Raw genomic sequence first — 21,918 nt, 5'->3', positions numbered from 1 at the left:
GAGGACGGGCCGATGTGCGATGCTCATGACGTGACGAGCGAGCACGCCACGCCCGCGGGTGCCGACACCGCACCCGACGATCTGACCACCCTCGCCGAGGTCGTCGCCCGGCAGCGCGTCGAGCTGGACCGGCTGCGCGACCTGGCCGCGACGACGGCCGTCGTGGAGCGGGCCAAGGGCGCGGAGATGGCGCTGCGCGGGTGCTCCGCGGAGGAGGCCCGCGAGGCACTGGTGCAGCGTGCCAGGGAGCGGCGGCGGACGCTGCTGGAGGAGTGCTGGGTCACCCTCGGGACGCTGGGCGCGCCCGCCCCCCGCGGCCCCGGCCGTTCCCCGGAACCCGCCGTGGCCGCCGGCGGCGGCCCGGTGCCCTGCTCCCCGGCCCCCGGGGTCCCCTCGGCCTCGCCGGCGCCGGACGACGTGCCGGCGGCCCCCGCCCGCCTCGCCCGCGCGCTCCTCCGGGTCGGCTCCCCGCGGGAACTGGCGCGGTGTCTGCTGGAGCACCTCGCCCCGGAGTACGGCGCCGACGCCGTGCTGCTCTACGTCCGGCTGCCGTCCGGCGCGCTGGAACTGGCGGGGCACTGCGGGATCGACGACGCGCTGGCCGCCCAGTGGCGGCAGGTGCCCCCGCTCGGCGGGCTGGCCGCCCCGGACGCGCTGGCGACCGGGGAGGCGCGCTGGCTGGAGGAATTCGACCGGGACCGGGAGCGGTACCTGCTGATCGGCGACCCGCCCGAGCGCCGGCGGTCGCGGGCCTGGCTGCCGGTGCCCGCCGGGAAGGGGGCCCGGTACTGCCTCGGTGTGCTGCGCCGCGACGGCGGGGCCTTCTCGCCCGCCGACCGGGAGCGGCTGCGCGCGGTCGCCGAGCTGTGCGCCGGGCGGCTGCGGGCGTTCGGCACCCGGCAGGAGCCCGCCGCGGACGCCGCCGCCGTCCAGCGGGTCTTCGACGCGCTGCCGGTCGAGGCGCTGCTGCTGACGCCGCTGCGGTCGCCCTCGGGCGAGGTACGGGACTGCCGCATCGACGCCGCGACCGACCGGGCCGGGCGGGTCACCGGCCGCACCGGCGCGGAACTGGTCGGCCGCCGGTTCCTGGAGTGCTTCCCCGCCCTGGCGGGCGAGCCGCTGTGGCCGGCCTGCCTGACGACGCTGGCCACGGGCACGCCGTACGAGGGCGAGCCGTTCGCCCACCAGGACGTGGTGGGCGGCACCGCCGAGCTGTCCACCTACTCGGTGCGGGTGACGCCGCTGGACGGCGGGCTGGTGCTGACCTGGCTGCGGCACAGCGCCTCCGACCGGCAGGAGCAGCGGCTGGCGGACCTCCAGCGGCTGGGTGACCTCGGCTGGGTCAACTGGAACCTGGTCACCGGTGAGGCCGGCTGGTCCGCCCAGGTGTTCGCCATCTTCGGCCGGGACCACGTGCTCGGGCCGGTCCGCCTCGCCGATGTGCCCGCGCTGGCCCTGCCGGAGGACCGGCCCGCGCTGCACCGCGCCCTGCGCGGCCTGCGGGACGACGGGCGGCCGTGCGACGTCCCGTTCCGGTCCCGGGTGCGGGCGCCGGCCGGCGTGCGGCATCTGCGGCTGGTCGCCGAGGCGGCCACGGACGCCGACGGCACCCCCGTCGAGGTGCACGGGTTCGTGCAGGACATGACCGCCCGGCGGCAGGCGGAGCTGGCCCTGGTGGCGAGCGAGCGGGCGATGCTGACCCAGCACGACGTCCTGCGGGCCGAGCGCACCCTGGCCGCGCAGCTCCAGCACGCGCTGCTGCCGCTGCCCGAGGGCCGGCTGCGACTGGCCGGGCTGCGCGTCGAGGTCTCCTACGCGCCCGCCCAGTCGGGGGTGCACGTCGGCGGCGACTGGTTCAGCGCGATCGAGCTACCCGACGGCGACGCCCTGCTGGTGGTCGGCGACGTCGCCGGGCACGGGCTGGACGCGGTCGCCACGATGGCCCAGCTCCGGTTCACCGCCAAGGGCATGGTCATCACCGGGTCGTCGCTGACCGGCGCCCTCACCCGGCTCAACGCGCTGCTGCTGCACTCCCGGGACGCGCACGCCACGGCGAGCATGGTCCTGGCCCGGTACGAGCGGGCGCGGCACCGGCTGGTGTGGGCGCAGGCGGGTCATCTGCCGCCGCTGCTGGTGCGCGACGGCGCGGCCCGCTTCCTCGACCGGCCGCGCGGCATGCTGCTGGGGGCGACCGCGGCCACCCGGTACGGGGAGGCCGCGTGCGTCCTGCGGCCGGGCGACCGGCTGCTGCTGTACACGGACGGCCTGATCGAGCGGCCCCCGGAGAACATCGACCGGGGCCTGGAGCGGCTGGCGCGGGCCGCCGCCGCTCCCGGCACGGACCGGCCGGACGCGGACTCCCTGCGGCCCCTGCTCGACGCCCTGCTGGAGGGGGAGGACCGGCGGGACGACGTCTGCGTCCTGGACGTCCGGGTCCCGGACGAGGCCGCCTGACCGGCCGGGCCGCGCGGACGCGGGGGGGCTGCCGCTGCCTGAGGCCGGGTCAGTCCACCGGGTGGCCGGGACGGATCGTGATGGCGTCGCTCTGCCGCATCAGGGGCCGCTCCGGCGCCCCGCGGCGACCGCTGTCGACCGGGTCGAGGACGAAGCCGGTGTGGTCGCCGCCGTCGACGCGGGCCACGACCCGTCCGACGAACCACTCCTCCACGTCCGCGAGGACCACGGCACCGCCGTACCCCTCGCGCCACCGCACGTCGCGGAACTTGTCCTCCCGGTGTCCGGTCCGGCCGCCGAAGCGCTCCGCCAGGGCGCGCTGGTCCCGGGCGAGCAGATGGACCGCGAGGAACTCCGCCGAGCCGGCCACCTCGTGGGTCCGGTTCAGCTCGGACAGCCACACCGCGAACCGCACGGGCCGCAGCGAGCACTGTGCGGCGAAGCCGACCAGGCAGCCGGCCCGCTCCCCGCCGGACGCGGCCGTCACCACGCACACCTCGGGGTCGAGCCGCCCGGCGAATCCGTCGATGCCCACGCTGTCCGCGCCGTCCACGCTGTCCTGCCTCTCCCTGAAGCCGTCCGTGGCGGTACGTCTGCCTCGTCAGACGGCGAGGAAACGTCGCAGGGACGCCGTGAACGCCGTGACGAAGGCCTCCCGGGTGCCGTCGTCGAGGGCGTCGAGGGACAGGTAGGGGTTGAGGTCCTCCAGCTCGACCAGGAGGAGTCCGCCGTCGGGCGTCCGGCAGGCGTCGACGCGCTGGACGCCGTACGGGAGGGCGTTCCAGTCGATGAACCGCCGGGCGAAGGCCAGGTCGGCCGGGGTGGGCCGGTACGGCGCCAGTTCCCAGCGCCGGTCGGGGCGGGGCGCGTACAGGGCGTACTGGAAGGCGTCGTCGACGAAGCAGAAGGAGATCTCGTGGACGAAGTCGACGTGCGGCTGGGCGAGCAGGTCCGCCCCGGTGGCCGCGCCCTCCGCCAGCACCGCGCCCAGCGCGTCCGGCGTGACGGTCCGCAGGCCAGCGGAGTCGGCGCCGAGGCGGGGTTTGACGACGTAGCGGCCGGTCTCGGGGAGGCGGTGCAGGTCGGCGGCCCGGTCCACGGTCGGGATGACCGGGTACCCGGCCGCGGTCAGGTCCGTCAGATACCCCTTGCCGGCCATGTCACCGCGGCCGGTGAGCGGGTTGAAGACGGGGGTTCCGCGTTCGGCCCCGCGCTCACGGAAGGCGGCGTACGCCTCGGGGTACGTCAGCACGGGTCCGCTGTTGCGGACCACGACGGCGTCGAAGGCGTCCATCAGCGACACGGCGTCCCCGGGGTGGCACAGGGCCAGGTCGAACTCCGCGCGCAGCCGCGAGGTGAGGAAGACGTCCTCGTCGCCGTAGCGGCGCCCGCGGGCGGGGTAGGCCAGGTCGGTGACGTACAGCAGACGGGGGCGGGCGGTCGGCACGGGGAACTCCTCGGGAACGGCTGGGCCGATCGTAAGGGACCACCGCGACCTGACTGCACTCAGTTCCTTCCGGGGCTGCACCGCGTGCCATCAGGGCCGGTCAGGTGCTACGTTCGGCGTCCATGAACCCCAGCAGTGCGCCGCCGCGCCGCGACGGCCGGCCGCCGATGCGCGAGGCCCTGGTCGCGGCGGCCTTCCGGCTGTTCCTGGAGCGGGGCTACGAAGAGACCACCGTGGACGACATCGTGGCGCTGGCCGGGGTCGGACGGCGGTCGTTCTTCCGCTACTTCCCGTCCAAGGAGGACGTGGTCTTCCCCGACCACGAGCGGTGCCTGGCCGACATGACCGCCTTCCTGGCGGCCTCCCCCGCGGACGTGGAACCGGTGCGCCGGGTCTGCGACGCGGCCCGGCTGGTGCTGCGCATGTACGCGGAGAACCCCTCCTTCTCGGTGCAGCGCTACCGGCTGACCAAGCGGGTGCCGGGCCTGCGGGCGTACGAGCTGTCGGTGGTGTGGCGGTACGAGCGGGCCCTCGCCGCCTATCTGCGCGACCGGTTCGCCGGCCGCCCGGACGGGACGCTGCGGGCCGACGTGGTCGCCGCCGCGGTGGTCGCGGCGCACAACAACGCCCTGCGCGCCTGGCTGCGTTCGGACGGGGTGGACGACGCGGGCGCCGCAGTCGACCACGCCCTGGGCTACGTGCAGTCGGCCTTCGGCGCCGGCCTGCCCGCCCCGCCGCCGGCGCCCGCCGTGCCGGACGCAGAGGACGTGGTGGTCGTCGTCACCCGGCGGGACGCCCCCCTGTGGCGGGTCGTCCAGGAACTGGAGTCGGCGCTCGGCCGGGCCTGACCCCCGCGGCCCCCTCTGCCCTCCCCTGTCACCCCCCTGAAAACGGTACGCAGTGCCTTTACGCCTGACACTCAGTGCCATACTCTGCTGTCGTGCACGGTGGCACAACGCGCCGCGCATCCGCGTGCCCGGGGGACCGCGCACGCCGTATTCCGGCCGAGCGCAGGGAGTTGACCAGCGTGTACCACCACTCAGGAAGCGTCGCCCAGCAGGCAGCCGGCTCCACGACCGGGGTGCTGGAACCGACGGCCCCGGTCACGGACGCCCTCGTCTTCCAGCGCTGCACCTGGTGCGGGACCGCCATGTACCACCGGGTGCTCTGCCCGGTGTGCCGGGGCAGTGACCTGCGCACCGAGCGCAGCGAGGGCACCGGGACGGTGCGCCACTCCACGGTGGTGCACCGCAACACCCCGGCGACGCGCAATGTGTCGCTGATCGAGATGGCGGAGGGGTTCGTGCTGCGCGGCCGGGTCATGGGTCCGCCGCTGGGCATCCACAGCGGCGACCGGGTGCGGCTGTCCACGGCCAAGGACCCGGTGCGCGGCGAGCCGGTCTTCCAGCTCGTCGACGAGCCGTACCGGGCCTGGACCTGAGCGGGCGCCGGCCGGCGGGCCGTCAGGTACCGGTGGCCGGAGTGAGGGTGACGCGGATGCCCACCGTGCCGTCCGTGCCGCGCCGCAGCCGGCTGCCGAGCAGGACGAGCCGGCCCGCGACGCCGTACTTGCGGGCGATCAGCTTCCGGTAGCGGGCGGTGGTGGCCGCGTCGCAGATCTCCGCGGTCGCGGGGGTCAGGTCGCCGGTCGGGTTGCCGCGAACGTCGCAGGGGCCCACGAGAACGTCGGCGCGGTGGCGCACCCGCTTCACCTTCCAGGAGGCGGCGACCGTCCAGACGCCGAGCGCGTCCCCGTCGCGCACCACCCACACCGGGGTGGCGACCGGGGTGCCGTTCTTCCGGAAGCTGGTGAACAGCAGGTATTTTCCCGCGCCGAGCCGGGCCAGTGCCTCGTCCATGTCCGCGAGTCTAGGCGCCGGTCGCGCCGGCCACGAGAGTGCGCTTCGGGACACGGCCCACCGGGTCAGGACAGAACGGCCGCCATCCGGCGCACGGCCTCCTCGATCACCTCGGGTGCCGTGCCGAAGTTGAGCCGTACGTGCCCGGCGCCGCCGGTGCCGAACGGGAGCCCGGAGTTGACCGCCACCCGGCCGCGTCCCAGGAAGGTCTCCGCCGGGTCGTCGCCGAGGCCGAGGGCGCGGCAGTCCAGCCAGGCGAGGAAGGTGGCCTCCCCGGCGCGGTGGACGACGCCGGGCAGACGCTCGGCCAGCAGGGCGGTCAGCAGCCGCCGGTTGTCGTCGAGCCCGGCGAGCAGCGCGTCCAGCCACGCGGTGCCGTCGCGCAGAGCGGCGGTGTGGGCGAGGACCCCGACATGGCTCGGGCCGTGCCCGACCTCCTCCGGCATCCGCGCCAGGTCGGCGGCGGCTCCCGGCCCGGCGACGGCCAGGGCGGCCTTGAGCCCGGCGAGGTTCCAGCCCTTCGACGCCGACATCAGGGACAGGCCGCGCTCGGCGCCGGGGACGCTCAGGTACGGCACGAACCGGACCCCGGGCGTGACCAGCGGGGCGTGGATCTCGTCGGCGACGACCCGGACGCCGTACCGCTCGGCGAGGGCCGCCACGGCGGTCAGCTCGCCGGCGGTGTGCACGGTGCCGGTCGGGTTGTGCGGGCTGCACAGCAGGTACGCGGCCCGCCCGCCGCCCCTGGCGCACCGCCGGAAGACGTCCTCCAGCGCGGCGAGGTCCAGCCGCAGGTCCGGGCCGAGCGGGGCCTCGGTCACCCGGCGGTCCAGATGGGTCACGAACGCGTAGAACGGCGGGTACACGGGCGGGTTGACGATCACCGGGTCGCCGGGGCCGGTGACCAGCTTCAGCATCTCGACGACGCCGAGCATCACGTCGGGCACGATCGCGGTCCGCTCCACGGCGAGCCCGTCCCACCGCCACCGCTCGCCCGCGAACCCGGCCAGCGCCTCGGCGTAGGCGGTGCCGGACGGGTAACCGGTGTCACCGCGTTCCATCGCCTCGGTGACGGCGCGCACCACCGGCCCGGCGAGCGGCACGTCCATCTCGGCCACCCACAGCGGCAGGACGTCCTCGGGGTAGGTGCGCCACTTCATGCTGGTGCGCCGCCGCAGCTGAGCGAGGGTCAGCGCGCGCAGGGGGTTGTCGGTGTCACCGGTCATGGCCACACCATAAGAGCTGAACACGGCCGCGCCCGCGGACTTGTTCCAGGGGTGTACGAAGGACTTCGGCACCGTTGCGGTCTGGGCAGAGCGCGTACGAGGCACGTACGCCGGCGCGTCGTCCGGCGCGCGGTGCGGCAGGCCGCCGCCGGCGGGCTGCTGCTCGGGTCCGCGACGGTGACACGGCCGTCGCCGGCGAACCGGCCGGCCCGGGGGCCGCGACCCCCGGGCCGGAGGGGCACCTCCCGTACGGCGGGCACTGGATCGGCGCCGGCGGGCGGCCGGTGGTCGCGGTCACCGACGCGGCGACGGCCGCCGAGGTCCGCCGCGCGGACGCCACGGCCAGGCTCGTGCCGCACGGTCGGCGCGAGCTGCCGGCGGCGACGGCGGCCCCGCGGTCGCCGCCCCGGGTGGCCGGGACCGCGTGGACGGTGGACCATCGGTCGAACGAGGTGGTGGTCCGGGGCGACCGCACCGTCCCGCCGGGCGACCGGGCGGTGCTGACGGACGCGGCACGGGAACTGGGCGGCCTCGTCCGCGCCGAACGCACCGAGGGTGCTTCGCCCCGCGGTCGGGCGGGGCGCGGCCCCTCCTTTCGCCGGCGGGGCGCTGTTCGGCCGGGTTCGACGTGACGGACGGGGCCGCCGACCACGTGCTGACGGTCGGGCACTGCGGGCCGGCCGGCCCGGAGTGGCTCGCCGGCGGCCGCCCGGTCGGGGCGACGGCGGCCGGCGGCTTCGGGCGGCGGCCAGCATCAGCTGGCTGCCGGCGACGCCCAGCAGGCTGCCGGGACCGAGGTGCTGCCGGCCGGCGACCCGGGCCGGCGGGAACGACGTCTCCGCGTCCGGCCCGGCGTCGCGGGTGCGCCGGACGAGGTCTGCCCGGACCCGTCTTGGACACGCGGCGAGCACGACCGCGAGGCGTGCCGCCGGGGCTGCTCGGCGACCTGGGGCCGAGGCCGCCTCGGCGTGGGCGGGCAGCCGCGTGCCGCCCGCCGGATCGACGAGGCCGTACGGAGACGGCCGGGGCCGGTGGGAGGAGGGCTCCCGTCCGACGACGGGAGCGACCCGGACGAAAGCCGCGATGCGCTGCCGAGGGGAGGCCGGGGCGGTCAGGCCGCCTTCACCGGATGCGGGGCCGCGGCGGCCCACTCCAGGACGAGGCGCTGGTACTCCTCGCGCTGCTCGCCGCTCAGCGTTCCGCCCGACCGGTGCCACAGGGCCCGGATCTCCTCGTTGACCTCGGCAGCCGATCGCTCGGAAGAAGGATCAACAGTGGTGGACATGGTGTGAAGCATACGGCTCGCGACGTGAAGGCACCGTGAGTAATCGCGAGCTAAAGGGACATACCGGACCGTGTCTCTGGTCACGTCATCTACCGTGACCTGTGCGGGAGTTCACATTCCGGCCCGACGTGCCTGGTCAGAGCGGTGCGCGACCGCTCCTCGCCCGCCCCTCGCCCAGCCCTCAGCGGTACCCGGTGACGTCCGCCGGCTTGCCCGGGTCCTGGACCTCCACCAGGTAGCGCCAGGCGTCGGGGCGGCTGCCGTCGAGGTCGGTGAAGCCGTACTCCCGGGCGAGGCCGCCGCTGGAGAGGGAGCGGCCGTTGTGCCGGGCCACGCCGGGGTCGGCGGCGAGCGCGGCGACGGCCCGGCCGGGATAGCGGGGGGTCTCGGAGATGGCGAAGTGCGGGGTGTCGGCCAGGGCGTCGCGCCAGTTCTCCTCCCGTACGCCGAAGTGGTCGAGCATGATCTCCGACCGGAGCCAGCCCGGGGTGAGGGCGACGGCGGTGGCGCCGCGCGGCCCTAGCTCACGGCCGAGGGCGAAGGCCATGCGCAGTACGGACGTCTTGGCCAGGTCGTAGAAGAAGGAGACCCGGTAGTGGTCGCGGTTGTAGTCGGCGGTGCCGTCGGTGACCTCGACGACCAGGCCGCCGGGGTGGCGCAGCAGCAGCGGCAGGGCGTGGTGGCTGGTGATGGCGTGGGTGTCGACGGCGAGGCGGAGCAGGCGCAGGCCCCGGTCGAGGTCGTGCTCCCAGACCGGCACGTCCCACTGGAAGAGGTGCTCGGCGCCCCAGATGTCGTTGACCAGGACGTCCAGGCGGCCCTGTTCCCGGTCGATCCGGTCGACGAGCGCGGCGACCTGGGCCCGGTCGAGGTGGTCGACGGGTACGGCGATGCCGGTGCCGCCGGCCTCGGTGACCAGGTCGGCGGTGTCCTCGATGGTCTCGGGGCGGTCGTACTCGGAGCGCCGGGCGCGGGTGCTGCGCCCGGTGACGTAGACGGTGGCGCCGGCGGCGCCGAGCTCGACCGCGATCCCCCGGCCCGCTCCCCTGGTGGCCCCGGCGACCAGGGCGACCTTGCCCGTGAGTGAGGGTGTCATGTCCGGCTTCTCCTGTCCTGATGTGCGCCGCTGGTGCGCCGCGCGCTGACACCGACCAGGATTCCCGGGAAGCCGGACATCTTCTGTCGCCTTTTGGAGCAGTCGCCTTTTGGAGCAGTCGTCTTCGGGAGCAGTCGTCTTCGGGAGCAGTCGTCTTCGGGAGCAGTCCCTTCGGAAGCTGTCTCCTCCGGGAGCTGTCGCCGTTGCGAGCGTGGCCGCTCAGTGGCCGCGGGCGATCCACTCGTCCAGGTGCGGGGCCTCCGCGCCGACGGTGGTGGTGTCGCCGTGCCCGGTGAGCACCTTCGTGCCGGCCGGCAGGGTCAGCAGCCGGTCCCGGATGGAGTCGATGATCGTCGGGAAGTGCGAGAAGGAACGGCCGGTGGCGCCGGGCCCGCCCTGGAAGAGGGTGTCGCCGGTGAAGACCGCGCCGAGCCCGGGGTCGTACAGGCAGACCGCGCCGGGCGCGTGCCCCGGGGTGTGCAGGACCGTGAGGTCGGCGCCGGCCGCCTCGATCACCTGGCCGTCGGCCAGCCAGGCGTCGGGGTCCCGGTCGGGGTGGGTCTGCCGCCACAGCGGGAGGTCGTCGCGGTGCAGCCAGATCACGGCCCCGGTGCGCTCGGCGAGGGCGGGGGCGGCGCCGATGTGGTCGTTGTGGGCGTGGGTGCAGACGATGCCGGCGAGCCGGCGGTCCCCCACGGCCTCGGCGATGGCGTCGGCGTCGTGCGCGGCGTCGATGACGATCACCTCGTGGTCGTCGCCGACGAGCCAGACGTTGTTGTCGACGTCCCAGGTGCAGCCGTCCAGGCTGAACTGCCCGGAGGTGACGATGCGTTCGATGCGGGCGGCCATCAGAGGACCACCACCGAGCGCAGGACGTCACCGGAGTGCATCCGCTCGAAGGCCTGCTCCACCTCGTCCAGGCGGATGGTCTCGGTGACGAACTTGTCCAGCGGCAGGCGGCCCTGGAGGTGCAGGTCGATCAGCATCGGGAAGTCCCGGGAGGGCAGGCAGTCGCCGTACCAGGACGACTTCAGGGCGCCGCCGCGGCCGAAGACGTCCAGCAGCGGCAGTTCGAGCTTCATCTCGGGGGTGGGGACGCCGACGAGGACGACCGTGCCGGCCAGGTCACGCGCGTAGAACGCCTGCCGGTACGTCTCCGGGCGGCCGACCGCCTCGATGACGACGTCGGCGCCGAAGCCGCCGGTCAGCTCGCGGATCGCCTCGACCGGGTCGGTGTCGCGGGAGTTGACGGTGTGGGTGGCGCCCATGGTGCGGGCGGTCTCCAGCTTGCGGTCGTCGATGTCGACGGCGATCACCTTGGCCGCGCCCGCCAGGTACGACCCGGCGACGGCCGCGTCCCCGACGCCGCCGCAGCCGATGACGGCGACCGTGTCACCGCGGCCGACGTTGCCGGTGTTGATCGCGGCGCCGATGCCCGCCATCACACCGCAGCCGAGCAGCCCGGCGACCTCCGGGGCGACGGCCGGGTCGACCTTGGTGCACTGCCCGGCGGCGACCAGCGTCTTCTCGGCGAACGCGCCGATGCCGAGCGCCGGGGAGAGTTCCTGCCCGGTCGAGGCGAGGGTCATCTTCTGCTCGGCGTTGTGGGTGTCGAAGCAGTACCAGGGCCGCCCGCGCAGACACGCCCGGCACGTCCCGCACACCGCGCGCCAGTTGAGGACGACGAAGTCACCGGGGGCGACGTCGGTGACGCCGGCGCCCACCGACTCCACCACGCCGGCCGCCTCGTGGCCGAGCAGGAACGGGTAGTCGTCGCTGATGCCGCCCTGCTTGTAGTGCAGGTCGGTGTGGCACACGCCGCAGGCCTGGATCTGGACCACGGCCTCGCCGGGACCGGGGTCGGGCACGACGATCGTCTCGATGCGCACCGGCTCGTCCTTGCCCGGTGCGATCACGCCGCGTACTTCCTGCGCCATGGTGCGGAACTCCTTGTTCGGCCACTGTGGGTGTCTCTCCGCCGACCCTACGCGCAACCGATCGCCGTCGGACACCGACGTAGCCTGAGTCGTCGCGCCGACCCGCCGAAGGAGCACCCGCCGATGACCGAGACCGCCCCGCCGCCCGCCTGGCGGCTGCTCCTGGGTTATGTACGGCCGCACCGCTGGACCCTGCTGGGCGGCGCCGTGCTGTCGCTGCTCACCGGGGCGACGGGGCTGCTGCTGCCGCTGGTGGCCCGCGGCCTGATCGACGACCTGGCGCACGAACGGGCCGTCACCGGCGCGCTGCTGGCGATGTCGGCGCTGGTGGTCGTCAACGCGGTGGTGGGCGCGCTCGGCGCCTACGTGCTGCGGCGGACCGCCGAGTCGGTGGTGCTCGGCGCGCGGCGCGCCCTCTCCTCGTATCTGCTGCGGCTGCGGATAGCGGCCGTGGACCGCAGCGAGCCGGGCGATCTGATGGCCCGGATCACCTCGGACACCACGCTGCTGCGCACGGTCACCTCCGAGTCGCTGGTCGGGCTCGCCACGGGCGGGCTCACACTGGCGGCGACCGTCGTGATGATGGGGCTGGTCGACGCGGTGCTGCTCGGTGTCACGGTGGCGGTGATCGCGGGCGCGGGCGTGGTGATCGGGCTGATCGCGCCGCGGATCAACCGGGCCACCAAGGAGGCCCAGCGCGCCGTGGGTCTGATGGGCGCGGCGCTGGAACGGGTGCTGGGCGCGCTGCGCACGGTGAAGGCGTCGGGCGCGGAGGCCCGTGAGGAGCGGGCGCTGCACGGCGCGGCCGAGGAGTCCTGGCGGCAGAGCGTGCGCGCCGCCAAGTGGTCGGCGGCGGCGGGCAACACGGCCGGGCTGGCCATCCAGGTCGCCTTCCTGACGGTGCTCGCGGTGGGCGGGGCGCGGGTGGCCACGGGCGCGGTCGACGTCGGCACGCTGGTGGCGTTCCTGCTGTACGTCTTCTTCCTGATATCGCCGCTCCAGCAGGTCATCGGCGCGGTCACGCAGTACCAGACCGGCGCGGCGGCCCTGGTCCGCGTCCAGGAGGCGCTGCGGCTGCCGGCCGAGCCGCCGGTGCGTGCCGTGCCGCTGCCCGCGCCGGGCGCACGGCCGGCCGCCGTCTCCTTCCGCGACGTCCGCTTCCGCTACGCCGACGACCTGCCGTACGTCCACCACGGCGTGACGTTCACCGTGCCCGCCCGCGGCATGACGGCGTTCGTCGGTCCGTCCGGCGCGGGCAAGACGACCGTCTTCTCCCTCATCGAGCGGTTCTACGACCCCGAGTCGGGCGTGATCGCGGTGGACGGCCGGGACGTGGCCGACTGGGAGCTGCCGGAGCTGCGGGCGGCGATCGGGTACGTGGAGCAGGACGCCCCGGTGCTGTCGGGTTCGCTGCGGGACAACCTGCTGCTGGGCAGCCCGGAGGCGGACGCGGACGAGGTGGCCCGGGTGGTGCGGACGACCCGGCTGGACGGGCTGGTGGCCCGGCTGCCCGACGGCCTGGAGACCCTGGTCGGGCACCGCGGCACCAAGCTGTCCGGCGGCGAACGCCAGCGCGTCGCGATCGCCCGTGCGCTGCTGCGCCGCCCCCGGCTGCTGCTGCTCGACGAGGCGACCTCGCAGCTGGACGCGGTGAACGAGGCGGCGCTGCGGGACACCGTCGCGGACGTGGCCCGTACGACGACGGTGCTGGTGGTCGCGCACCGGCTCTCCACGGTGACGACGGCGGACCGGATCGTGGTGATGGACGCGGGCCGGGTCCGGGCGGTCGGCACCCACCGGGAGCTGGTGGCCGGGGACCCGCTGTACGCGGAGCTGGCGGCGACCCAGTTCCTGGCGGCCGGCGGCTGAGCAGCGCGCGGGAGGGCCGCCCGGACGTCCGGGCGGCCCTCCTGGGGTGCGGGCGGGAAGCGGGGTCAGCCGAAGGCCGGCACCACGCCGAAGACCGGTGAGACCAGGCCGACGACCTGCTGGAGCTGGTTGAGGTCGCTGAGCCTGCGGATCTGGTCGGAGGGGCGCAGCATCTCGTCCCGGTGCTCGGCGGGGAGGTCGCCGGTGGCCAGGGAGTCGAGGGTGCGCAGCACGCTGAGACCACCGGTCTCCCGGGCGCCCGTGTCGGCCGCGCTCGCCGGTACGGCGGCGAGGCCGGTGACGGTGGCGGCGAGTCCGGCGGCGGCGACGAATCGTCGTGTGGAGGTCATGCCGTGCGCAACGCGGCCGGGCGCCGGGCGGACACGGCCGCTCCGCCCGCCTCACCCGTCAGGCGCAGTGCCGGGCCGCTTCCCCGCGCGGTGACGCCCGTCCCGCCCGGAGCCCGGCACGGCCTGTCAGGAGCTGGTCGGTGCCGACGGTCCAGGCGGACGGCCGCGTGGGGGCAGCCGGTGCAGTTCGACCGCGTCGAGCCGGCCGTCGGTGACGGTCGCGGTGAGGTACGTGCAGTACGGCTGGCGCCGGCGGTCGGTGGGCGACCCGGGGTTGAGCAGCCGCAGCCCCGTGCCGGCGGTGGTGTCCCACGGGATGTGGCTGTGCCCGAACACCAGGACGTCCAGGTCGGGGAAACGGGCCGCGCAGCGCGCTTCGCGGCCCTTGGCCGGGCCGGTCTCGTGGACGACGCCGAAGCGCAGGCCGCCGAGGTCGGCGCGGGCCACCTCCGGCAGCCGGGCGCGCAGCGCGGGCCCGTCGTTGTTGCCGTACACGGCGAGGAGCCGGCGCGCGCGGCCCTGGAGGAGGTCGAGGGTGGCCGTGTCGACCCAGTCCCCCGCGTGGATCACGACGTCGGCCTCCGGCACCTCGGCCAGCAGCGGCGCGGGCAGTTCCCGCGCCCGCTTGGGCAGATGGGTGTCGGACATCATCAGCAGGCGCACCCGGCCAGCCTAGGCGCCCGACGCCGCACCGGCCCTCCGGCCCCGGCAGGGGAAGGGGCACGGGCCGGGGCATGGACAGGTAAAACTGTGCAGCCTCGGCTGGACAGTTCCGACTGTCGTTCCTAGGGTCGGTCCATGAGCACCGAAGCCGCCGATCCCCCCGAGGGCATCCCCGACTCCGCCAGCCGCGCCGCGCGGGACCTGTCCGTGGTGTTCAGCCGGCTGCGCCGCCGGATCAGGGAGGTGGCCCGCGACGAGGACCTCACGCCGTCGCAGGTGTCGGCCCTCACCCTGGTCGGCAAGCACGGCGCCGCCACGGCCAGCGCGCTCGCCTCCGCCGAGGGGGTCCGGCCGCAGTCCATGGCGGCGACCCTGGCCGCCCTCGCCCAGCACGGGCTGATCCGCCGTACGCCCGACCCGGACGACGGCCGGCGGCACCTGGTCGCCCTCACCGACGCGGGCCGCGCCCGCGTGGCCGGCGACCGGGAGGCGCGGGGCGAATGGCTGGCCCGCGCCTTCCAGGAGCGGTACAGCGAGGAGGAGCGGCGGACCGTCCTCGACGCGCTCGCCCTCCTGGAGCGGCTGACCCGGCCCTGAGCCCCTCCCCGGACCACGGACACACGCACCCCGCACCACCGAAAGGCCCGCCCCCATGACCCTCACCACCCTCGACCCCCGCACCGCCCTGGTCGTGATCGACCTCCAGGCCGGGATCGTGGCCGCGCCCGTCGCCCCGCACACCGGCGCCGAGGTCGTCGCCCGCAGCGCCGAACTGGCCGACGCCTTCCGAGCCCGGAAGCTGCCCGTCGTGCTGGTCCGGGTCTCCTTCGGCGCGGACGGCGCGGACGTGCCCCCCGGCCGCACCGAGACCGCCGGCTCCGGTGCTCCCCGCCCCGAGGGCTGGGACGTCATCGTGGACGAACTGGCCGGGCACCCCGGCGACATCACCGTCACCAAGCACAACTGGGGCGCCTTCCACGGCACCGACCTCGATGTGCAGCTGCGCCGCCGCGGCGTCACCCAGATCGTGCTGACCGGCATCGCCACCGGCGTCGGCGTGGAGTCCACCGCCCGCGCCGCCCACGAGCACGGCTACCACGTCACCCTCGTCACCGACGCGATGAGCGACCTGGACGAGCGGCGCCACCGGGGCAGCGTGGAGCGGGTCTTCCCGCAGCTCGGCGAGACCGGCACGACGGACGAGGTCCTGGAACTGCTCGGCAGGACGCACGGCTGAGCGCCGGGCGGGAAAGCCCGAGGGGGGGCAGAGCGGTGACCGGTCCGCCCCCCGGCGGGCGCGCGGCAGTCAGCGGCTGACGCCGACCTGCTCCACCGCGCGGCGCAGCGGCTCCCAGCCGCGGGAGCGGCCGAGGCCGAGGTTGCGGGCCTTGACCATCCGGTTCCAGAAACCCGCCCGCAGCAGGGCCTCGGGCGGCACCGCCGCGGACCGTTCGAGGATCGCCTCGGGCACCTTCTGCGGGTCGTCCACCAGGTACTCGGCCATGATCTCGTCGTACTTGTCGGTGAGCACGGTGTTGTCCGGGTCCGCGCCGAACACCAGGAGCTGGCCGGTCGGCTGGGTGTCCACCAGGACGGTCACCAGGTCGGGCCGGTACCGGGTGAGCACCTCGGTGATCTTGTAGACGTCGCCGGTCCAGGCGTCGGTGTGCCGGTCGCGGGCGGCCTCGTCCACGTTGCGGGGCAGCATGTCGTCCAGGACGATCACGCTGGACCAGTCCGAGTGCTTCTCCACGTTGATGAAGTCGCGCAGCGCGTACTCGAAGAGGTGCATGCCGTCGATGAACGACAGGTCGAGCGTGGTCCGGCGCCAGTAGCCGGTCAGGGAACGGCCCCGGCGCATGTTGCGCAGCGGGTGGCGTCCGCTCCTGAGGTGCGCGAGGGGGTTCTTCCGGGCGAAGAAGTCGTCACTGGTGGCCTTGACCAGGTGGACGTCGCACTTCAGCTCCGAGACGACCTTGAAGGCGGGGTCGATCGCGATGCTGGGGACCCGGGACAGGTGCAGGCTGCGGCCGTCGTTGACACCGATCTCCAGGTAGTTGCGGTTGGCGCTGACCTTGTGCAGTTCCCGCAGGAACTCGTGGCGTTTCAACTGGACTCCTTGCGGACGAGAGGAAGAGCCTCGTGCCGTGGCGGACGCGGCGGGAGCGGGCGCCGAGATCCCCAACTCCCCCCGCCGGGACGGCCGGACGGCACCGGAGTCGGCAGCCGGTTCACCCTGCTGTCGATCCGGGTGAACGGAACGTTAGTTCATCGACGCGGGCATGAAGAAGGCGCGGCGAGGAAGTCGCCGCGCCGGTGCGCTCGCCGTCGTCGCCGTCGGGTCAGTCCTCGCCCCGGACGATGTTCGCCTCCGGGCCCGTCCGCGCCGTGCGCGGGGCGCCGGTCTCCTCGACGGCGGGCACCCAGGTGCGCACCGGGACCGTGCCGCGCCGGCGGCGGGCCTCGGCCCAGCCGGTCTCGGGACGCCGGTCGACGGTCTTCTCGCTGGTGTCCGTGGTCACTTGAGGATCCACTTCCTTCTGCTCGTCGAACCGGGGCCGGGTGCCCCCCACGCCACCGGTCAAACATCCCCGGGAGGCACCGGCCCGACCTGGATCTCGCTCCACACCTGCTTGCCGCCGCTGACCGGCAGCGTCCCCCAGGCGGCGGACGTCGCCTCGACGAGCAGGATGCCCCGCCCGCCCGTGGCCTCCCAGCCGATGCTGGTGGGCCGGGCGGGGGTGCGCGGCGAGGAGTCGGCGACCGCGACCCGCAGCCGTCCCCCGAGGAGGGTGAGGTCGAGACGGACCGGGCCGTCGGTGTGTACCAGGGCGTTGGTGACCAGCTCGGAGACGACCAGCAGCACCGTGTCGACGCCGCCGTCCTGCACCCGCCAGGCGCGCAGGGCGCGCCGGGTGAAGCGACGGGCGTGCCGGACCGCCTCGGGGACACGCCACACCGTCCAGCTCTCGCGCAGCGGGCGCAGCGCCATCCCGTCGTAGCGCACCAGCAGCAGGGCGACGTCGTCGCTGCGGCCGGCGCCGTCGAGCAGGGCGTCGGCGACCAGGTCGAGGTGGGCGGGGTCGGCGGCGGAGAGCGCGCGGGCCAGCCGGTCCAGGCCCGCGTCGAGGTCGGTGCCGGCCGATTCGACGAGGCCGTCGGTGGTCAGGGCGAGCAGCGCGCCGGGGCCGAGCCCGAGGGGGCTCATCGGGAACTCTGCCTGGGCGACCACGCCGAGCGGCGGACCGCCCTCCACCTCCACCCGCTCCGTCCGGCCGTCCGGATGGCGCAGTACCCACGGTGGGTGCCCGGCCCGGACGCACCAGGCGGTGCCCTCCTCCATGTCGAGGTCGACGTATCCGCAGGTGGCGAAGAGGTCGGTCTCCATGTCGACCAGCAGCCGGTTGGCGCGGGCGACGACCACGTCCGGCGGGTGTCCCTCGACGGCGTAGGCGCGCAGGGCGGTGCGCATCTGGCCCATGAGGGTGGCGGCGCCGGCGCTGTGACCCTGGACGTCCCCGATGACGAGGGCGACGTGGTGGTCGGGCAGCGGGACGACGTCGTACCAGTCGCCGCCCAGTTCGAGTCCGGCGGTGCTCGGCAGGTAGCGGGCGACGGCGCTCGCGCCGGGCAGGTCGGGCAGGCGGCGCGGCAGCAGCTGGCGCTGGAGCATGCCGACGAGTTCGTGCTCGGCGTCGAAGGCGTGGGCGCGGGTCAGGGCCTGTCCGGCGAGCCCGGCGGAGGCGGTGAGCAGGGCGCGTTCGTCCGCGCCGAAGTCGTGCGGGCCGTCCCAGCCGATCAGGCAGATGCCCCAGGCGCGGTCGCCGGCGGGCAGCGGCAGCACGGCGAGGCCGCCGGGGCCGACATCGGCGAGGGCGGGTTCCAGGGCGTCGGCGCCGGCCGGCCAGATCCGGGGGCGGCCGTCACGCAGCGCCGCGGCGAGGGTCGGCATGTGCCGGACCGGGGCGTCGGGCCACTCGGTGCGCCATTCGGTCCGCCACACCTCGGGCCACGCCTCGGGGTCGGGCGGGTCGAGGACGGTGACCACGAGCCGGTCGTTCTCCAGGCCGGCCAGGGCGATGCGGTCGGCGCGCAGCGGGCCGCGCAGGGCGGTGACCACCGCCTGGCCGGCCTCGCGGACGGTGCCCGCGGTGGCCAGCGCGGCGGCCAGCCGCTGGACCCGGGCGACGTCGGTGACGTCGGAGCGGACGGAGGCGGCGTCCGCGACGGTGCCGACGAGCCGGGCGGGCCGGCCCTCGCCGCCGGGCAGCATCCGGCCGCGCAGCCGCAGCCAGCGGGGCGCCCGGCCGGGGCGCTGGACCCGGAACTCCAGCTCCCGTTCGCCCAGGGACATGTGGTCGGCCTCGACCACCGACATCAGCGCGGGCAGGTCCTCCGGCACGGTCAGCCGCAGCAGCGTCTCGATCCGGCCGTCGAACTCCCGGGGCGCCAGGCCGAACAGGCCGAGGATGTCGTCGCCGGCCTCGACCCGGCCGGTGTCCATGGCGAGGGCGAACAGGTCGGGCGGCAGTTCGCCGCCCTCGGCCGCGGTGGCCGGCGCGGGACGGACGACGGCCTCGGCGACCAGCTCCAGGACGGCGCGTCCGCCGGTGCCGAAACCGTCCGGCCGTTCGGTGACCGCCAGCAGGCTGCCGCCGTCCTCCGGCAGCGGCAGTGCCGCGAGCGAGAAGCCGCCGGCCGGCACCCGCCGGGCGGCGGCGTACCCGGCCAGTTCGGCCGGACTGAGCCAGACCGGGCGCCCGTCGCGGTGGGCACCGGCGACGGGGGTGTCGCCGTCGGCCGGATAGGTGTCGCGCAGCCCGTACAGGGTGCGGGGTACGCCGGCCGACTCCGCCAGACACAGCAGGCCGGGGTCCTCACCGGGGGTGTAGAGGGCGGCGAAGGAGGCGCCGGCGAAGACGAGGGCCTGTTCCAGGGTGCGGCGCAGCCGGTCGCCCGGATCGGTGCCGGACAGGACCGCCTCGAGGGCGCTCGCGGCCCGTTCCGTCCCCGCCGCGCGGCCCACGGCTCCCGCTCCGGGGTCCACGGCACCCTCACTGGTCACGCCGCCATTACAGCGCTTGTACGGACCCCGCGCAGCCCCTGTGCGCGTACGGCCGCGACGGCCCCGGCCGCCGGGCGCTCCCTCACCGTGCGCGACCCGCCGTCGAGGAGGAGATTGGGTAGCGGGGAGGCCGGGTCCGGGGGGAAGCGGTCGGTGCTCCCGGCGCCCCGCGCGCGGTCGGTGAGGAGGTGGTGGGCGTGGTCGACGGGCCCGCGTCCGTACCGGTGTCGGCGGGCGGGCCGGTGCTCTCCCTCGCGCTGACCTCGATGATGGAGGCGACCCAGGCGCAGTCCGGCGCGCTGTACCTGCTGGCCGCCGACCCGCCGGTGCTGGAGATGGCGGTGATGGCCGGGCTGCCCCGGGCGTTCGCGGCGCCCTGGGAGCGGGTGACCCTGCACGCCCGGGTCCCGGTGGCGGACGCGCTGCGCGAGCGGCGGCTGGTGTGGATCGGCGGTGAGGAGGAGATGGCCCGCCGCTACCCCCGGGTCGCGGTGGTGCTCCCCTACCCCTTCGCGATGGCGGCGCTGCCGGTCGCGACGGCCACCGCCGCGTACGGCGCGGTCTTCCTGACCTGGCCCTCCCGCTCCTCGGAGCTGTCCGAGGACGAGCGGCGGCGGTTGGCGGCGGCCTGCGACGGGCTCGCCGTCCGGCTGGAGCGGGCCGCCCGGTCGAACCTGCCGGTCCACCCCGAACCCGACCTGCTCGCCGCCCCGGCCGTGGGCGGTCTGCCCGGCACCCTGGGCGCGCTGGAGGCCGTGCGGATGGTGGCGCGGCTGCCGTACGGGCTGTGCTCGCTGGACCTGGACGGGCGGGTCGGCTTCGCCAACGCGGCGGCCGCCGGGCTGCTCGGCGTCCCCGTGAGCCGGCTGACCGGTGACCGGCTGTGGTCCGCGGTGCCGTGGCTGGCGGACCCGGCGTACGAGGACCGCTACCGGGCCGCGCTGCTCGGCCAGCACCCCACGTCGTTCGTGGCGGCCCGGCCGTCCGGCGACCGGCTGTCCTTCCGGCTGTATCCGAGCCGGACCGGGCTCAGTGTCCGCGTCGACCGGACCCGCCCGCCGTCCCGGGACGAGGACGGCGAGGCCGCCGCCCGGACCGTGCCGCCGGCCGTCGACACGCCCTCCCGGCTCGTCTCCCTCTCCCAGGTGGTGAGCCTGACCGGGGCGCTCGCCGAGGCGGTGGGGGTGCGGGACGTGGTGCAGCTGGTCGCCGACGAGATAGCGCCGACCGTGGGGGCCCAGGCCCTCGCCGTCCTCGGCTCGGGGGCGGGACGGATGCGCGTCCTGGGGCACCGGGGTTACGCCGAACCGCGGGCCGTCGAGCGGTTCGACGGCATGCCGCTCACCGAGCCGACGCCGGGCACGGAGGTCCTGCGGACGGGGATGCCGGTGTTCCTGGAGTCGTTCGAGGAGCTGCGGCGGCGGTACCCGCTGCGGGAGGAGACCCCGGACGGCTTCGCGGCCTGGGCGTTCCTCCCGCTGATCGCGTCGGGGCGGCCGGTGGGCACGTGCGTCCTCGCCTACGACGCGCCGCACTCCTTCACCACCGACGAGCGGGCGGTGCTCACCAGCCTGGCGGGGCTGGTCGCGCAGGCCCTGGACCGCGCCCTGCTGTACGACGCCAAGCACCGGCTCGCGCACGGGCTCCAGGCGGCGCTGCTGCCGCACACCCTGCCGTCGCTGCCCGGCCTGGAGGCGGCGGCCCGCTATCTGCCGGCGACGCGCGGCATGGACATCGGCGGCGACTTCTACGACCTGGTGCCGACCGGCGGCGGCGCGGCGGCGGTCATCGGGGACGTGCAGGGCCACAACGTGACGGCGGCCGGGCTGATGGGGCAGGTCCGCACCGCCGTCCGCGCCTACACGGCGGCCGGGCAGGCCCCCGAGGAGGTCATGCGCCGCACCAACCGGCTCCTGATCGACCTGGGCACCGAGCTGTTCGCCAGCTGTCTGTACCTGCGTCTCACGCCGGGCAGCGGGCGGGCCGTGCTGGCCCGCGCAGGGCACCCGCCGCCGCTGCTGCGCCGGCCCGACGGGGAGGTGCGGGTGCTGCGGTCCGCCGGGGGCCCGCTGCTGGGCATCGACCCCTCGGCGGGGTACCCGGCCACGGAGATCGACCTCGCCCCCGGCTCGCTGCTCGTCCTCTACACCGACGGTCTGGTGGAGACCCCTGGCGTCGATCCGGACGACGCCCTGGCCGCCCTGGGACGGCGGCTGGCCACGGCCGGCGACCTGCCGCTGGACGAGCTGGCCGACCGGCTGGTCGGGCACGCGGCGGACGGGGAGGAACGCGCGGACGACATCGCCGTACTGCTGCTGCGGGCGCGGGAGCGCAACGGCCGGGTCTCAAGCTCAGGTCCAGGGTGAGGGTCAGGGCATCGACGCGGTGGCGTGGCCGCCGGGGCCGTACGGGGCCGCCGGGCCTTCCTGGGCCCGGGGGGCGCCGGGCCGGCAGCGAGGTACGGGGAAGCGCGCATGGCGTTCATCGCCACCCACCGGCACCACCGGCACCACCGGCACCACCGGCACCACCGGCACCACCGGCATCGCCGACACGGAAAGCGATCGACCGGTGACGTTCCGTTCCGGCCCTGAAGCGGAACCAGCGCTTCAGGGAATCTGCACATCGAATGCCCATCACGGTCACCCCCGTTGGAGGTTCTGCACA

Annotated in this window: 21 protein-coding genes; 8 read left to right on the top strand and 13 right to left on the bottom strand. The window is 75.4% G+C overall.

Going from position 1 to position 21,918, the window contains the following annotated elements; genetic code table 11:
- Window positions 1-12 precede the first annotated feature (12 nt).
- Entirely contained in the window at window positions 13-2,454 is a 2,442-nt protein-coding gene (locus tag Sdagh_RS34455) for a SpoIIE family protein phosphatase (protein ID WP_190076473.1), read from the top strand.
- 49 nt (window positions 2,455-2,503) lie between these two features.
- Here the strand turns inward: Sdagh_RS34455 and Sdagh_RS34450 are convergent, their stop codons facing one another.
- Both Sdagh_RS34450 and Sdagh_RS34445 read right to left on the bottom strand, forming a co-directional pair.
- Complete coding sequence (locus Sdagh_RS34450) at window positions 2,504-3,007, bottom strand: flavin reductase family protein (RefSeq protein ID WP_226536147.1); 504 nt, start codon at window positions 3,005-3,007, stop codon at window positions 2,504-2,506.
- Window positions 3,008-3,055: 48 nt separating this feature from the next.
- On the bottom strand, window positions 3,056-3,901 hold the full coding sequence (locus Sdagh_RS34445; protein ID WP_190076472.1) for an ATP-grasp domain-containing protein: 846 nt from the start codon (window positions 3,899-3,901) through the stop codon (window positions 3,056-3,058).
- A gap of 122 nt (window positions 3,902-4,023) precedes the next feature.
- Between Sdagh_RS34445 and Sdagh_RS34440 the strand changes: the two genes are divergently transcribed.
- A complete protein-coding gene (locus Sdagh_RS34440; RefSeq protein WP_189414144.1) occupies window positions 4,024-4,749 on the top strand; it encodes a TetR family transcriptional regulator in 726 nt (241 codons plus the stop codon).
- Window positions 4,750-4,928: 179 nt separating this feature from the next.
- Window positions 4,929-5,342, top strand: coding sequence for a Zn-ribbon domain-containing OB-fold protein (locus Sdagh_RS34435; protein ID WP_189414143.1), 414 nt, complete (start codon window positions 4,929-4,931; stop codon window positions 5,340-5,342).
- 22 nt (window positions 5,343-5,364) lie between these two features.
- On the opposite strand, the gene Sdagh_RS34430 is transcribed toward Sdagh_RS34435, so the two are convergent.
- Entirely contained in the window at window positions 5,365-5,760 is a 396-nt protein-coding gene (locus tag Sdagh_RS34430; protein WP_189414142.1) for a PPOX class F420-dependent oxidoreductase, read from the bottom strand.
- 65 nt (window positions 5,761-5,825) lie between these two features.
- Window positions 5,826-6,986, bottom strand: coding sequence for a MalY/PatB family protein (locus tag Sdagh_RS34425; protein ID WP_190076471.1), 1,161 nt, complete (start codon window positions 6,984-6,986; stop codon window positions 5,826-5,828).
- 74 nt (window positions 6,987-7,060) lie between these two features.
- Between Sdagh_RS34425 and Sdagh_RS34420 the strand changes: the two genes are divergently transcribed.
- Window positions 7,061-7,618, top strand: a complete 558-nt coding sequence (locus tag Sdagh_RS34420) for an alpha-lytic protease prodomain-containing protein (protein ID WP_308288775.1) — start codon at window positions 7,061-7,063, stop codon at window positions 7,616-7,618.
- A 479-nt stretch (window positions 7,619-8,097) separates the two neighbouring features.
- Here Sdagh_RS34420 and Sdagh_RS34415 read toward each other — a convergent pair whose 3' ends face one another.
- From Sdagh_RS34415 to Sdagh_RS34400, 4 genes are all read right to left on the bottom strand, one after another.
- Window positions 8,098-8,283 (bottom strand): hypothetical protein, encoded by a 186-nt coding sequence (locus Sdagh_RS34415; protein ID WP_189414140.1) that lies wholly within the window; start codon window positions 8,281-8,283, stop codon window positions 8,098-8,100.
- A 169-nt stretch (window positions 8,284-8,452) separates the two neighbouring features.
- On the bottom strand, window positions 8,453-9,367 hold the full coding sequence (locus Sdagh_RS34410) for an SDR family oxidoreductase (RefSeq protein ID WP_189414139.1): 915 nt from the start codon (window positions 9,365-9,367) through the stop codon (window positions 8,453-8,455).
- Between the two features lie 219 nt (window positions 9,368-9,586).
- Window positions 9,587-10,216 (bottom strand): MBL fold metallo-hydrolase, encoded by a 630-nt coding sequence (locus tag Sdagh_RS34405; protein ID WP_190076470.1) that lies wholly within the window; start codon window positions 10,214-10,216, stop codon window positions 9,587-9,589.
- Window positions 10,216-11,304, bottom strand: a complete 1,089-nt coding sequence (locus Sdagh_RS34400) for an S-(hydroxymethyl)mycothiol dehydrogenase (RefSeq protein ID WP_189414137.1) — start codon at window positions 11,302-11,304, stop codon at window positions 10,216-10,218. The genes Sdagh_RS34405 and Sdagh_RS34400 overlap by 1 nt, the downstream gene beginning before the upstream one ends.
- 123 nt (window positions 11,305-11,427) lie before the next feature.
- Here Sdagh_RS34400 and Sdagh_RS34395 point away from each other — a divergent pair, with 123 nt between their 5' ends.
- Window positions 11,428-13,173 (top strand): ABC transporter ATP-binding protein, encoded by a 1,746-nt coding sequence (locus Sdagh_RS34395; protein ID WP_190010591.1) that lies wholly within the window; start codon window positions 11,428-11,430, stop codon window positions 13,171-13,173.
- Between the two features lie 65 nt (window positions 13,174-13,238).
- Here Sdagh_RS34395 and Sdagh_RS34390 read toward each other — a convergent pair whose 3' ends face one another.
- Window positions 13,239-13,523: a hypothetical protein gene (locus tag Sdagh_RS34390; protein WP_189414135.1), complete on the bottom strand. Its 285-nt coding sequence runs from the start codon at window positions 13,521-13,523 to the stop codon at window positions 13,239-13,241.
- A gap of 126 nt (window positions 13,524-13,649) precedes the next feature.
- The gene (locus Sdagh_RS34385; RefSeq protein ID WP_189414134.1) at window positions 13,650-14,186 is read right to left on the bottom strand and encodes a metallophosphoesterase family protein; all 537 of its coding nucleotides are present in this window, start codon (window positions 14,184-14,186) and stop codon (window positions 13,650-13,652) included.
- 135 nt (window positions 14,187-14,321) lie between these two features.
- On the opposite strand from Sdagh_RS34385, the gene Sdagh_RS34380 reads away from it, so the two are divergent.
- Window positions 14,322-14,783, top strand: coding sequence for a MarR family winged helix-turn-helix transcriptional regulator (locus Sdagh_RS34380; RefSeq protein WP_190076469.1), 462 nt, complete (start codon window positions 14,322-14,324; stop codon window positions 14,781-14,783).
- A 55-nt stretch (window positions 14,784-14,838) separates the two neighbouring features.
- The gene (locus tag Sdagh_RS34375) at window positions 14,839-15,423 is read left to right on the top strand and encodes an isochorismatase family protein (protein ID WP_189414132.1); all 585 of its coding nucleotides are present in this window, start codon (window positions 14,839-14,841) and stop codon (window positions 15,421-15,423) included.
- Between the two features lie 69 nt (window positions 15,424-15,492).
- Here Sdagh_RS34375 and Sdagh_RS34370 read toward each other — a convergent pair whose 3' ends face one another.
- From Sdagh_RS34370 to Sdagh_RS34360, 3 genes are all read right to left on the bottom strand, one after another.
- Window positions 15,493-16,296, bottom strand: a complete 804-nt coding sequence (locus Sdagh_RS34370; protein WP_189414131.1) for a class I SAM-dependent methyltransferase — start codon at window positions 16,294-16,296, stop codon at window positions 15,493-15,495.
- Window positions 16,297-16,528: 232 nt separating this feature from the next.
- Window positions 16,529-16,708 carry a hypothetical protein gene (locus tag Sdagh_RS34365; protein WP_189414130.1) on the bottom strand — a complete coding sequence of 60 codons (180 nt, stop codon included), beginning with the start codon at window positions 16,706-16,708 and terminating at the stop codon, window positions 16,529-16,531.
- A 59-nt stretch (window positions 16,709-16,767) separates the two neighbouring features.
- The gene (locus Sdagh_RS34360) at window positions 16,768-19,251 is read right to left on the bottom strand and encodes a SpoIIE family protein phosphatase (protein WP_190076468.1); all 2,484 of its coding nucleotides are present in this window, start codon (window positions 19,249-19,251) and stop codon (window positions 16,768-16,770) included.
- Window positions 19,252-19,439: 188 nt separating this feature from the next.
- On the opposite strand from Sdagh_RS34360, the gene Sdagh_RS34355 reads away from it, so the two are divergent.
- The gene (locus Sdagh_RS34355) at window positions 19,440-21,617 is read left to right on the top strand and encodes a PP2C family protein-serine/threonine phosphatase (protein WP_372478493.1); all 2,178 of its coding nucleotides are present in this window, start codon (window positions 19,440-19,442) and stop codon (window positions 21,615-21,617) included.
- Window positions 21,618-21,918: the final 301 nt, after the last annotated feature.

The sequence above is a fragment of the Streptomyces daghestanicus genome (assembly GCF_020521275.1).
Lineage (GTDB): Bacteria > Actinomycetota > Actinomycetes > Streptomycetales > Streptomycetaceae > Streptomyces > Streptomyces griseoviridis.
This window is presented reverse-complemented; position numbering and strand designations above follow the sequence as displayed.

Excerpts from the sequence above, each read along its gene's own strand:
- Sdagh_RS34455 (WP_190076473.1), top strand. The coding sequence starts at position 13 with ATGTGCGATGCTCATGACGTGACGAGCGAGCACGCCACGCCCGCGGGT.
- Sdagh_RS34440 (WP_189414144.1), top strand. The coding sequence starts at position 4,024 with ATGAACCCCAGCAGTGCGCCGCCGCGCCGCGACGGCCGGCCGCCGATG.
- Sdagh_RS34430 (WP_189414142.1), bottom strand. The coding sequence starts at position 5,760 with ATGGACGAGGCACTGGCCCGGCTCGGCGCGGGAAAATACCTGCTGTTC.
- Sdagh_RS34425 (WP_190076471.1), bottom strand. The coding sequence starts at position 6,986 with ATGACCGGTGACACCGACAACCCCCTGCGCGCGCTGACCCTCGCTCAG.
- Sdagh_RS34415 (WP_189414140.1), bottom strand. The coding sequence starts at position 8,283 with ATGCTTCACACCATGTCCACCACTGTTGATCCTTCTTCCGAGCGATCG.
- Sdagh_RS34410 (WP_189414139.1), bottom strand. The coding sequence starts at position 9,367 with ATGACACCCTCACTCACGGGCAAGGTCGCCCTGGTCGCCGGGGCCACC.
- Sdagh_RS34405 (WP_190076470.1), bottom strand. The coding sequence starts at position 10,216 with ATGGCCGCCCGCATCGAACGCATCGTCACCTCCGGGCAGTTCAGCCTG.
- Sdagh_RS34400 (WP_189414137.1), bottom strand. The coding sequence starts at position 11,304 with ATGGCGCAGGAAGTACGCGGCGTGATCGCACCGGGCAAGGACGAGCCG.
- Sdagh_RS34395 (WP_190010591.1), top strand. The coding sequence starts at position 11,428 with ATGACCGAGACCGCCCCGCCGCCCGCCTGGCGGCTGCTCCTGGGTTAT.
- Sdagh_RS34390 (WP_189414135.1), bottom strand. The coding sequence starts at position 13,523 with ATGACCTCCACACGACGATTCGTCGCCGCCGCCGGACTCGCCGCCACC.
- Sdagh_RS34380 (WP_190076469.1), top strand. The coding sequence starts at position 14,322 with ATGAGCACCGAAGCCGCCGATCCCCCCGAGGGCATCCCCGACTCCGCC.
- Sdagh_RS34375 (WP_189414132.1), top strand. The coding sequence starts at position 14,839 with ATGACCCTCACCACCCTCGACCCCCGCACCGCCCTGGTCGTGATCGAC.